Below are 12,329 nucleotides of genomic sequence, written 5' to 3' on the forward strand. Positions count from 1 at the left end.
CGACTAATGAATTCTCGGACCCTCGATTATCTTACTTCTGTTATGGTAAGGAAAATGCCTTATTCAAGTTGTTTGATTTAGTGTTGACAATCCAAAAGCCCGCCCCCGGGTACACCGGGAACGGGCTGCGGCTCTTACATTTTATCAGCTAAGCACTGCCTACACCATCACCTTGCAGATATCGTTCGTGAACGCCACTGGGTCCTGGATCGGCAGGCCCTCGATCAGCATCGCCTGTCCGTACAGCAGGTTCGTGTACAGGCTCAGCTTGTCCTTGTCGTTCGCATACGCTTCCTTCAGCGACTTGAACACCTCATGGTTGACGTTGATCTCGAGGACCTTGTCCGCCTTGATTTCCTGCGAATTCGGCATCGCGTTCAGCACCTTCTCCATCTCAATGGACAGATCGCCCTCGGTGGAGAGGCAGACCGGATGCGACTTCAGACGCTTGGAAGCCTTGACAGCCTTGACCTTGTCCGCAAGGATCGACTGCATGTGCTCGAACAGCTCCTGGTTGTCCTTCTCCTCCGCTTCGTTCTTCTCCTCATTGCTGTCGGGCTCGATGCCGAGGTCGCTGCTCTGTACGGATTTGAATTCCTTGTCCTTGTACTTCATAATCATCTTGATCGCGAACTCGTCCACATCGTCAGTGAAGTACAGGATTTCATAACCCTTATCCGCCACCAGCTCCGTCTGCGGCAGCTTCTCAATCCGGTCGATGGAATCACCCGCAGCGTAGTAGATGAACTTCTGGTCTTCCGGCATGCGCGATACATACTCATCCAGCGTAACCAGCTTCTTCTCCGCCGAGGAGCGGAACATCAGCAGATCCTGCAGATCTTCCTTGTTCGCGCCGTAATCGCTGTACACGCCGTACTTCAGCTGTCTGCCGAACGACTGGTAGAACTTCTCGTAGTTCTCGCGCTCATCCTTCAGCAGGCTGAGCAGCTGGCTCTTGATCTTGTTCTTGATGTTCTTCGCGATCAGCTTCAGCTGGCGGTCATGCTGCAGCATTTCCCGTGAGATGTTCAGCGACAGGTCCTCGGAATCAACCATACCCTTAACAAAGCTGAAGTAATCCGGCAGCAAATCGCCGCATTTGTTCATAATTAGAACACCGTTCGAATACAGCTCAAGCCCCTTCTCGTACTCCTTCGTGTAGTAGTCGAAAGGCGTATTTTCCGGAATGAACAGAATGGCGTTGTATACCACCGCACCGTCCGCGCTGATATGAATATGCTTGAGCGGCTTGTCGAAGCCGTAGCGCTTCTCGAAGTAGAAGTTCTCGTAGTCCTCGGTCTTCAGCTCGTTCTTGTTCTTGCGCCAGATCGGCACCATGCTGTTGACCGTCTCTTCCTCCACGTACTCCTCGTACTCGTTCTCCGCGCCTTCCTTCTGCCGGGATTTCTTCACATCCATCTTGATCGGGTAGCGGATGAAGTCCGAATACTTCTTCACAATAGAGCGCAGGCGGTACTCGTCCAGATACTCGTCGTATTGGTCGTCTTCGGTGTTCTCCTTGATCTTCAAAATAATATCCGTGCCGACTTCAAGCTTCTCGCTTGGTTCGATGGAGTAGCCGTCCGCGCCTGCGGATTCCCATTTGAACGCTTCGCCGGTGCCAAGCGCACGGCTGATGACCGTGACAACATCTGCAACCATGAACGCGGCATAGAAGCCGACGCCGAACTGGCCGATGATGTTGTGGCCCTCCTTGGCCTCGTTCTCCTTCTTGAAGGCAAGCGATCCGGACTTGGCGATCACGCCGAGGTTGTTCTCCAGCTCTTCCTTCGTCATGCCAATCCCCGTGTCAGAAATGGTCAGCGTGCGATTTTCCTTGTCCGCCTTAATGGTGATATAGTAATCCTCTTGGTTGAAGACGAGACTGTCATCGGTCAGTGCCTTGTAATAGATCTTGTCAATGGCGTCACTCGCATTCGAGATGAGCTCCCGCAGGAAGATCTCCCGCTGCGTATAGATCGAGTTGATCATCATCTCAAGCAAACGCTTGGATTCGGCCTTAAACTGCTGCTTAGCCATGGTTTGTGTCCTTCTCCCTTCACATTGGAAAATAAGACGACGTTAGCTGCTGGGTTACGCTTGTCCTATGAAGCCAGCCTTCCAGGCTGGTGTTCTATGCTATACGTCTGTTAGCACTCTATGATCCAGAGTGCTAACCCTTCCTTTTATATACCATAACCCAAAAAAAGCTGTCAACCGGGTTTCTGTCCGAAATCGGTCGCAGCTTGTTTAGCTAATAGGAATACTGGCAGATGGAATGATGGGATGATTACGTAAGATGGACAAAGGTACTCGGGTTCGAGCGAATATAATCGGCGATCCTGGCGTGACTCTGCTCGGATACTGCAAGAAAACGTTCATACAAGGCGTTAATCTTGCGGTCCAGCTCTTCGTTTGCTTGCAGATCACTCATGGATACCTGCTGCAGGGTAATTCCCCGGTGCCGACATTCCAACTCTATCCCCGCCTTGGACTCTTCCAGAAGCTTCAGCATATCCTCATCCGCGAAGAACCGGGCTGCACTCCTCACCCCATCCCAGTAACCGGGAGTGTCCAGCAGATAGGCGATCCATGCATAAAACTCGGCTGCCGATGGCTTGGCATGATCATACAGCACCCGAAACATGCACGCCGCACGCTGGGCATCATTCAACTGTCCCATTGCCTGCTTCTTAACCTCAGCATCCCGGCCGCGAACGAACATCAGCGTCTGCTCCACGCACAGCCAGCCCAGCCGCTCATCCTCAAGCCGTTCAAACTTTTCCTTTGTCATCGTTACGATCATATTCACGCATCCCCTCCACCACTAAGGTTACCTTAGTTGGAAGAAATCTGCAATTGAAACAGACACTATTCTAACCGGCGTGCTCAGCCCTTAATTCCAATATAAATGCTGATAACCGCTTCCTCAGGTGTCCACTTGCTGAAATCATACAGCTCATAATCGCCCGCATAGGTACGTTCCTCCACTTCAGACTGGCTGAAATAAGCCCAGATATCCTGCCAGGCTTCCGCTGCAACCTCCCATATTGGCCCCTTGCGAGAAGTAAATACCATGTAGCTTCCAGAGGGAACAAACCCTCTTGTCAAGCCGGGCAATGACGCCGTTTCCTTCGGCTGCTCCTGCAGCAGTTCGGAAGACTCATGCCCAATCAGAACGGTGTAGGCGCCGCTCGCATCACTCTCATAATCCGTATACAGCGCATACACCAGATGCGGATTGTCCACCGTCGTACCTGCCAGCTGTCCGCTCTCCATATACTGCTGCCACAGCTGCGGGAGGCGGCCGCTGCCGGCTGCTTCCTCTGCGTTGGTCGTCCTTGCTGATAAACCAATCAATGTCAGGGATGGTCGTTCAACATATTGGGTGTTCATAGGTGATCTGCCCTCTTTCGTATAGTTTAAGAACAGTATAGGGAAGCAACACGGACAGCTCTATGTCCAGTTTGCCAGAAGAGTGTATGAGGTCATGCAGCGGTCATGGCAGCGCGGCGGATAACTTATTCATACTGCTGCAGCATCAGCATGGCCTGCCGCCTTATTTCCTCCGCAAGCGATGGCGGGTGAAGCACCTTGACCTGGGCACCAAAGCTGAGCAGCATGGAATGAAACCAGTCATCCACAGGAAGACAGGCCTGCACCCGGCAGGAGCCGTCTGCTTCATAACGGATCTGATCCGGGCTGAAAATATCCAAAACCCGGTGTATAGCTTCCGGCCTGTAGCAGAGGATAACCTCCATCTCAGTATGCCCGGACCACTCCTGCTTCCATCCGATCGTTTCCAGTTCAGGGGGATTCCTCATCACGAACGTCTGCTGTTCAAGCACGGGTTGCATTACCCTCGACAACCGGAACAGGCGGTAGTCCTCGCGCAGGGTGCAGTATGCTTGAACGTACCAGCTGGACCCTTTCATAATCAGCGTGTAGGGCTCAACCGACCGGAAGCTCTCTTCCCCGCTTCCATCCAGATACCGCAGCCTCACCCTGCACCTCTCCCTGATTGCCTTGCGAAACAGAATAACTTTATCTCTATTCAGCGGCCCCTGCCCCCACGGGTGAAAGTCAAAAACCAGTTCAGCCGAATGCTTATCTCCGTCCTGCTCATCCGTCTTCGTGAGAAGAGCCCTGATCTTCTCCTCCAGACTGGCGAACGTCCGGTCATCAAGCGCATGATGCATGCCCTTCAGAGCCGCCAGCAGCGAAGCAATTTCCCTGCCTGTTACAAGCTGTCTATCCAGCGTATACTGCTCCATGATTTCGTAGCCGCCCGCCGCACCTTGATGCGAAACAATCGGCAGCCCCGCCATGCCAAGCGTCTCCATATCACGGTAAATGGTCTTCATGGTTACCTCGAACCGTTCAGCCAACTCTGCCGCCGTCACACGCTTTCGCCCCAGCAGCAGCACAGTTATAGCCAGCAGCCGGTCGATCTTCATTTCCCTTCGCCTCTTTCTGTATGTAAGCAGGCCGATCGGGTCTCCCTCTTCGGTAGATCCGCTTGGCTGATGCTGCTCTGCAGTCCAGAGCCTAATGTAACATGCCTGCTGGACTTTGGACAGCGGGACAGCGGTTGTTATGCACCTCTGCCCGGTGGGGTTTTTGTTCTCCTAGGAACCGATTCAGGCAGATCGCCCCATGCTTACGAAACTGAATGATGTAGCTGGATTTCTCTCGCGTCCTCACAGCTTCGGCTTTAGACCGCTGGATCAAGCAAGCTCAGACAACGGGTTCCTTCAAGGAGAAGGATAATCGATCGTCAGAAGAAAATGAGCTATTGGCTTTACGAAAAGAGAACGAGCGCCTGAAAATGGAGGTGGATATTTTAAAGCAAGCCGCGCTGATCAAGGGACGAAAGTAGCTATCATCCAAAACAACCTTGATAAATACTCGGTATCAGCAATGTACGACGTCCTGCAAATCGCAAGAAGTACGGATTACTTGAAGCGAAAGAGCAACCGAACGAAGATCAGGGGACACCATTCTTATTTGTCTGGTGCTATGCTATCAGGCAAAGTCCACTTGAAACCGCTGTATCCCAATCCCATATCTTAACGCAGTTCGAAAATTGAGATATCTTTGGTACTTTCCTCGAATCATATTCTCGTCACTACACTTATCCTTCCTTTTTAGGGCATTCATACATAAACAATGAATCAATCAGTCAACAATCTGCTTTCCCCACCATCCCTGCCTACTTATACTCTTAGCTCAAGCAATTCAGCACCCTTTAACATATCGGTTCATATTTCAAGAAAAATATACCTAAACAGGTTGTATCTAACACTGGATATTCACCTACATAAGTGAAGAGGATAACACCTCTTCTCCCAAAATGATTAACTTCTTATTAATAACTGCACTAGTGAGGGATACACTAGACAGTTCTATCCCATGAAGTTAAACAAACGGGAAATTATTATATGAAAAGGAGAATCTCTATGTCTTGTAATCAAGAGTTTAAGAAAAAGTTTCGTTTGTTGTTCCTGAGTCTGCACCAAATCAACTTGTAGGTACCAAAGCGGAAACAGGTACTCGATTTGTTATTTCGGATAACCATGAAACCATCACCAAGACTACTACATTTACGAATGGATACTGCACCCTATGGCATGATACTTCTACCGGCAAAACATCTGTAAAATACCGCATGTTTGTTTGGCACCTTAATCAAATGGGGGCCAGCATCAAGTATGGAATTACTATCGGTAACAATAATACTTCCGCATACTCCATTCATAACGTGAAAAGTACCATTGCTCCGGTTACTGGGTTCGTAGAACATGGTAGATGTACTGCAGCTGCTTTGGTCGGTGACACACTAGATTCTATATCGCCAACCGATACCACTGTACCTGCTGGTAAACTGGGGGTTGTTAAAGAGTGGATTGTTCCTAACAACCAGTTGATTGGCGGCATCATTGAATTTACGGTTACCAACACTACTTCTACAGCAATGTCTTATCGATTGCGTTCGGTTGCTGCATCAAGTACTACAGCAAATCTGAGACTGAATCAAAATCCGGTTGTTATCTCTCATACAGGCGATAATAACTCTATCCATCCACGTGGTTCCTGGGACTTCGCCGCAATTGCAAGCAGTGTAAGTTATTCAGCAGGTAGTGGATGGAAATATTACAATATGAGCAATGGTACAAGCGATAACTTGATGACTAAAGAAACATCGTACGACAGTGCCAACGCAGCGGCCAGTAACAAAGGTCATTACGGTACAAAATACACTCTAACTGTCAATCTCTCGAATCCAACAACGGCTGCCAAAACAATTAATATTTATATGGGTTCCCGCGTAAAGCCTTACGGTGGGGCTGTGAAATGGAGCGGAAACAATGTAACATACAAAGTACCATCTCTTGCAAGTCCTCCTGATAAAGAAGAGGGTAAAACGCAATATCAGGAAGGTGTTTTGATTGCAGAGGTCAAATTAGCTGCAGGGCAAAGTCTTACACGGACAATTACTGCAGCGTCTGCAGGAGGATTATCGACCCCAGCTTTGATTGCTTTCCAAACAATATGATTTAGGAATGATCAGAAAGAAGCAGGAGCAACTCATTAAAAGTTGTTCCTGCTTCTTTAACTTCACTATTTAGAAGACCCTAGCGTATATCCTGGGAAGACGCGATGTACATCCACTGGGTTAGATTTCACTACTTCACGTTTAATGACCACGAACTCCATTTTTCCTTCAGTAGACATGGAATTTCCATTAACAATGAGCGGAGCCAACCTGACGGTCAGATCCCAGTAATCGACTTTAAGATCATCTTGCCCAAAGTGGGATTGGATTCCCACTCTTACTAGATACTCCATTGGTAGGCCATCAACATCTTTTTTATAAGTTTTCATATCTAAAATTTTTGTAGACAACATCGTGGGTCCCATAGAATTGTGTTCTTGTTTCAAACGATCCAAATCAAGACCTATTGTTGATTTTTCTAAGAGATCTACGTCTCCAGTATCAATCCCAGTAAGGAAAACCTGCACCGTGTTATTAATACTTGCCAAGTGAAAGGATCCAAGTTTATCCATCCCCTCATCCCACACATTTTCGTTAGGAATCCCGATTGTATTTATGGAAACGGTCTGTGTTTTTCCGTTCCATGACACTGATGCACCTAAGGCTTTAGAAACAAAACTAATTGGAACCATAACTCTGTTGTTCACCACTTTTGGAGCCACTTCAGTCTGTAGATTGCTTCCATTCACATTCAGTTTGATTACTCCAGCTGCATAAGCTGAACCGAGCACTCCTGTCATAACCGTTATGGTAGTTAAAATTGATAAAATAATCTTTTTTTTCATATTGTTCAATTCCCTCCCATTTGCCTATATAGACGAATAACACCCGTAAAAGTTACGCAAAAATCAAAATCTTCTTGAACTTTGGGAAAGTAATCGGATCAAATTCATACCTCGATACATTTAAGACAACCAACCCATTATTTCGAGAGCTATTTGCCTATTAAGTTCGTTTCCACAATGTGCTTTTTAGGCACTATGGAATGTAGATCGGCAAACAAATTCGCTTGGTTCAAAAGGCATGTAATCTCGAATAACTACTAGAAATTATGTGTAAAAATAAATGAAAGCCCTCGTTATGGGGGCTTTCATTTTTTTACAGGTTTGAATTACTTTTAGCTTAACATCAATTAAGCCAGTAAACGATCCCTATTTTCGGAATGATTTGTATGGGCGAAAGCACAGTGTAACCGACATATACAATTGAGCAGATTTCGCTATATAAGATTGAGCATTTTCTGGAAGTGCGTCGTGGCTTGACATGGAGCCTCTATGGATGTGGTTCTTTGCAAAAGTGGCTTAACCACAAGGGTTTTGCCAGCCAAAGGAGGCTACCACACCCATTTCTCCATGTAAAGCCACTGGAAAATTCCGTTTAAGGTTATTTAGCGATAATAGGCTAAAACTGCTCATTCTTATTTAGCGGTTACACACAGAACAGTAGGCTGGCCGTGGACACCAACAATGGGTAGAAAGCGGAGTAAGCTGCAGAACAATGCTATTGTCTTACCGGAAAAAGAAAATAGAAACTCAAGCATAGGTTAATTTGGCCCCTTGCAGAAAACAGCGACCTAAAATAACAACATCAGTTCCTGATGCCCGAAATCATTCTCATGTATGTAGTAATATAGACAGATTTGATATCCTCTTGATATAACGAGATAATTTGCAGCATTGCAGTAGTGTTGCCAGACCTAGCACTATCCAGAAGATTCAAGAACTGATTATCTGAGATAGGTGTTTCAACATTTTTATCTTGCATTTATTCACCGCCTGTTGTGAGATGTTAAGCTCTTTAGCAATTTGCGCCTCGGTTTTCTCTTTAATATATATCTCTTGAATGATTGTTCTACCCAAATCTCTCGGTAGCTCAGAGATTAATTGTGAGAGGTACAACGCCGAGTCACTTTTGTCCACGAACCCACCTTCCTTAGGTAGATGCTTATCTTCCATATATACTATTTGAATTGGAAGGATGTGTTCCAAGGAGCAAATGGAATCACTTAAGTCCGGGGCTCTCCCCTTCTTTGTATTTTGATGAGCACCATATCGAAGAATTATAGCTACACCAGGAAGTTTCTTCCTCACATGGCTAAATAGTGGGTTCCTTAATGTCACACCAGGTTTCTAAGAAAGACAAATAACAAAAACGTCCTTAACGCTTCCACGGGAAGGGTAAGGACGTTTTTTGTTATCTACCAGAATTAAGGGACATTTTATTCTACTTTTGTAAGTTGGCTACGTAATTGTTAAGTTCAGCATTGAAATGGATCAACTTATCTTTTACTCAGTTCGAGGCTCACCTTAGCACCCTCTTCAGATGCAGGTACATAGTAAACCTCGTTTATCAAAGCAGTAAGTTGACTCGCTGTGTCAACGATTTTATTGTAACCTTCTATATCTTCCGCCGAAAATGATTCGTGACTATTATAACTTTCAATCAGGCTATTGTTAATTCTCAGGAACAAGCAGGACTTGTCCGTCTGCTTCGCATGTTCGTTCCGTGACTTGGTACACCATGCGTACTGGCTTTATGAATCGTTCAGGATGGACGACCATGGAGCCTGTGTACACCGTCTTGCCAAAGCGTATTTCCGCAGCGGTTCCTTCACGCTTTGCCAGTTCCAGCCACCGTTCAGGTGACTCCTTTCTCGGATTTCGCTTAATAAGGAAATCGACTCCAAAATCCAGACAGTAGTTGATGTTGTCAGCCGCATCATTCCCTCCGTCCATTCGGAGAAGTAAAGGCGTATCCGTTATGCGACGAGCATAACGGACAGCCCGGTCAATGAAATCATCGGCTTCCTTCTGCACATTTGTCTTTCCTTCACGCAGGGACACATGGACGCAGTATCCTTCCTGACCGAGGTAGCCAAAGAAAGGGGCATAACCGTCAAACCCCTTATAGGTTCGCGATACACCTTCCTTCTTGGTGCCAGAGTTATCAAAAGGAGAGACGTCGAGATCAAGGGGCATGTAAGGAGTGGCCGTTTCGCCTTCATCGCCGGAGGTTACCATCACCGGTGTTAGAGGGGCTTGAAAACGCCTCAACAAATCCGCAGATTCCTCCAACAAAATCGGCTGCCACAACTCCGTAGGTGCAGCTTGATCAAAGCGTTGGCGCATCGTGGGCGAGGTGGTCATTTTTCGGATACCAAGGGCTTTGGCAAAGGAACGGTCTTTGCGGTGAGGCTCAATATGATCAAAATCGCTTTTTCCTTGACATAACAATCCCAGGTAAGCGATGACGTTATCCGAGTGGGAAATAAGCGGAACTTTAATATGGTCAACTTTCGAACGATTGAGTCGTGACACAAGTTTTGTCTCCGCTAACAGCTTGCCGACAATGATCAGACCTGCCCGTGAAGTAAGGAAGTCACTGGAAGCTTCAAGCTTAAATGTTGGTGGCATAAGAGTTCACCTCGGGGGTGTAGAGTTAAGACAGCAATAAAACCCGCTGTTATCTCTATTTTACTCCTTCTAATTCTCTAAATCTACCATTTGCATCAAGTTGATTTCACGGATTCAGATATAATTTAAAAACCCAAATTATAAGCTCCGCTAAAAAAATTTCCCGCATAGGTTGTAAAAATACTTCCCTCATCGCCTTTATAAGTGAAGGCCACGATGAAAGCTGGTCTAATAACATTTATAGGAGGCGGATTTTACATGGCATTGCCCTACACATTTGAATTAAAACAGTTCAACGAGTTTGGTGCGATTTGGAAGTACGCCGTTATCAAGACGGCATTAGCTAACGTCAAGCCGGAAATTATTAATGCAAAAATGTCGCAAAAACCTCATATCGGGATCAATGGCGGCTTCTTTCATGCAGATAATGGATATGACAATCCCCCTACAGGACTTCGTTCCATCAGCTACTGGAAGGGAGAAACAGCAAAATACGAGTACAATGGTACGGCCAGCAAACAGATTTCAAGGAAAACATTTGTAACGTATACCGATACAGCAACTTCTACTACTGTAAAAGCTGCCTATATGTACGCGAGTAATTTAACCGAAGTTCTGAATCGCTATCCTCATGCCAGAGCCGTGATTGGGGGGAACGATTATAACGAAGAAAGCTGGGGCACTCTCCCGATTATTGATTACCCAAAATATTATCTTGCGACTTGGCGCACCGTACTGGCTTATGACAATACGCATGCCTATATGATTGTGGTCCACGATAGAATGGTGAATATCCCGACTTTAAAAAATCACATGGTGACGATGGGATTCGATCCTGTAAAATCGGTTGTCCTTGACGGATCAGGTTCATCCACCATGCGGGTTGTAGAAAATGATACGGTCAAGTGGTACGGCGCTCCGGAGCGAGACCGTTATATCGGCAACATGGTTCGTGTCTATGGCATTGATTGGTTCAGCTAAAATCAACATTAGGAATCTCTCCTTTAAGGGGAGATTTCTGTTTATCTGCCCCTAATTATACTATAATGGGTTAATGCAGCAGAAAGTTCTTAGGAAGGAGAGTAACGAATGCTAAAGAAAGAGCTGCTTTTTCACTTATTCATTACTACACCATCTTTATCAATCGCTCAAGCGGCCTATGCTGCAAATCTGGCCATGAACGTACAAGAACCTACATTGGGCTATGACTGGATTCTTTTATTTTTCATCTATCTACTGCTACACATTCCTGTCAATGCCATCTTAAGTTTCGCGTTTTTCGGAATCAGCTCTTGGTTGAAGAAAGTAACCTTAAACTTGCTTGTATTTAATGTCATAGGTTTAGCTGGTGTAGGCGTGCTGCTTTTCCTGCAAAAAACCGATGCCATCTATGTATATTCTTCTTTCTTCGTAATGAGTGTCATATCCATACTGGTTCATCAGAAGAACCAAAAATCAGCCTAAATCGAGTTGGAGGGGGCGCCTAGCCCCCGTCCTCTCACACCACCGTACATGCGGGTCCGCATGGCGTTAGACTATAAATTGAACACTACGAAACGAGAGTGCGACAATATAAGCACTTATGAAATACGATAAGGAATTTAGATTACAAACAGTAAGACTCGTTCAAGAAGAAGGCAAGTCGGTGGCGCAAGTAGCTCGAGAACTGGGCCGCCTGTAGCCGAAAATGTGCTGAACCAATCGTTCTCTGCCGATACTCCTAATCAGGTCTGGATGGCTGATACTACCTATATTCCGACGGACGAATGCTGGCTTTATCTCGCAAATCTAGAAGACCTGTGTACACGTAAGATCATCGGCTTCCACATGGATGAGAGAATGACCAAAGAGCTCTGCCTCAAGGCCTTGGAGCGTGCCGATCGTTCTCAACGTTCCAAAGAAATCGTGCTTCATCATTCTTACCGTGGTAGCCAATATGCCTCCGCTGATTATCAAACACGACTAAAGGAATACAGCATGACGGCCAGCATGAGTCGCAAGGGTAACTTTACGATAACGCCTGTATCGAGTCATTCCACAGCGTGTTAAAGGAGAAACTCGTCTATCTTCATAAAATCAAGACTAGACAAGAAGCCAGGCAGAAAATCTTTGAGTACATCACGTGTTTCTATAATGGAAAGAGAATCCACTCCTCTATCGGGTACCTTTCTCCCAATATATACGAACGTATATTCATGTTTGCTGCGTAACTCTCTCGGTTATAAGTGACCAATCTATTGACAGAGCTCCAGTCTATTGCCCGCTATAGGAGGTAGAAACTACCTCTTTGTCAGCCTCACTAAAGGCTGGTGGGGTTCAACCTTGTGGAATTAAGATTGGGTATTTCAGTATAATCACAA

Annotated in this window: 12 protein-coding genes and 1 pseudogene; 7 read left to right on the forward strand and 6 right to left on the reverse strand. The window is 46.3% G+C overall.

Annotation, left to right across the window (positions count from 1 at the left end):
- Positions 1-159: 159 nt before the first annotated feature.
- The 4 genes from htpG to L1N82_RS17265 all read right to left on the reverse strand — a co-directional run bounded on the left by htpG (position 160) and on the right by L1N82_RS17265 (position 4,457).
- Complete coding sequence (htpG, locus tag L1N82_RS17250; RefSeq protein WP_235288706.1) at positions 160-2,040, reverse strand: molecular chaperone HtpG; 1,881 nt, start codon at positions 2,038-2,040, stop codon at positions 160-162.
- A 250-nt stretch (positions 2,041-2,290) separates the two neighbouring features.
- Positions 2,291-2,812 (reverse strand): hypothetical protein, encoded by a 522-nt coding sequence (locus tag L1N82_RS17255; RefSeq protein ID WP_235288707.1) that lies wholly within the window; start codon positions 2,810-2,812, stop codon positions 2,291-2,293.
- Between the two features lie 77 nt (positions 2,813-2,889).
- Positions 2,890-3,396: a GyrI-like domain-containing protein gene (locus L1N82_RS17260; RefSeq protein ID WP_235288708.1), complete on the reverse strand. Its 507-nt coding sequence runs from the start codon at positions 3,394-3,396 to the stop codon at positions 2,890-2,892.
- A gap of 125 nt (positions 3,397-3,521) precedes the next feature.
- Positions 3,522-4,457, reverse strand: coding sequence for a helix-turn-helix transcriptional regulator (locus L1N82_RS17265; RefSeq protein WP_235288709.1), 936 nt, complete (start codon positions 4,455-4,457; stop codon positions 3,522-3,524).
- A 242-nt stretch (positions 4,458-4,699) separates the two neighbouring features.
- Between L1N82_RS17265 and L1N82_RS17270 the strand changes: the two are divergent.
- Together L1N82_RS17270 and L1N82_RS17275 are read left to right on the forward strand one after the other, a co-directional pair.
- A pseudogene (locus L1N82_RS17270) lies at positions 4,700-4,971 on the forward strand (transposase); the annotation flags it as partial.
- A 697-nt stretch (positions 4,972-5,668) separates the two neighbouring features.
- Positions 5,669-6,556: a hypothetical protein gene (locus tag L1N82_RS17275; protein WP_235288710.1), complete on the forward strand. Its 888-nt coding sequence runs from the start codon at positions 5,669-5,671 to the stop codon at positions 6,554-6,556.
- 65 nt (positions 6,557-6,621) lie between these two features.
- Here the strand turns inward: L1N82_RS17275 and L1N82_RS17280 are convergent, their stop codons facing one another.
- Together L1N82_RS17280 and L1N82_RS17285 are read right to left on the reverse strand one after the other, a co-directional pair.
- Positions 6,622-7,341, reverse strand: a complete 720-nt coding sequence (locus tag L1N82_RS17280) for a copper amine oxidase N-terminal domain-containing protein (protein ID WP_235288711.1) — start codon at positions 7,339-7,341, stop codon at positions 6,622-6,624.
- A 1,668-nt stretch (positions 7,342-9,009) separates the two neighbouring features.
- A complete protein-coding gene (locus tag L1N82_RS17285) occupies positions 9,010-9,969 on the reverse strand; it encodes an IS1380 family transposase (RefSeq protein WP_235288712.1) in 960 nt (319 codons plus the stop codon).
- Positions 9,970-10,227: 258 nt separating this feature from the next.
- Between L1N82_RS17285 and L1N82_RS17290 the strand changes: the two genes are divergently transcribed.
- From L1N82_RS17290 to L1N82_RS23610, 5 genes are all read left to right on the forward strand, one after another.
- Positions 10,228-10,950 (forward strand): phosphodiester glycosidase family protein, encoded by a 723-nt coding sequence (locus L1N82_RS17290; protein WP_235288713.1) that lies wholly within the window; start codon positions 10,228-10,230, stop codon positions 10,948-10,950.
- Positions 10,951-11,058: 108 nt separating this feature from the next.
- Positions 11,059-11,433: a hypothetical protein gene (locus tag L1N82_RS17295; RefSeq protein WP_235288714.1), complete on the forward strand. Its 375-nt coding sequence runs from the start codon at positions 11,059-11,061 to the stop codon at positions 11,431-11,433.
- Positions 11,434-11,551: 118 nt separating this feature from the next.
- Positions 11,552-11,650, forward strand: a complete 99-nt coding sequence (locus tag L1N82_RS23605) for a transposase (RefSeq protein WP_407946770.1) — start codon at positions 11,552-11,554, stop codon at positions 11,648-11,650.
- A gap of 8 nt (positions 11,651-11,658) precedes the next feature.
- The gene (locus L1N82_RS17300) at positions 11,659-12,018 is read left to right on the forward strand and encodes a DDE-type integrase/transposase/recombinase (protein WP_235288715.1); all 360 of its coding nucleotides are present in this window, start codon (positions 11,659-11,661) and stop codon (positions 12,016-12,018) included.
- The gene (locus tag L1N82_RS23610) at positions 12,012-12,179 is read left to right on the forward strand and encodes an IS3 family transposase (protein WP_407946771.1); all 168 of its coding nucleotides are present in this window, start codon (positions 12,012-12,014) and stop codon (positions 12,177-12,179) included. The genes L1N82_RS17300 and L1N82_RS23610 overlap by 7 nt, the downstream gene beginning before the upstream one ends.
- The last annotated feature ends 150 nt before the right edge of the window (positions 12,180-12,329 follow it).

It is taken from the genome of Paenibacillus tarimensis (assembly GCF_021532315.1).
Classification (GTDB): Bacteria; Bacillota; Bacilli; order Paenibacillales; family Paenibacillaceae; genus Paenibacillus_I; species Paenibacillus_I tarimensis.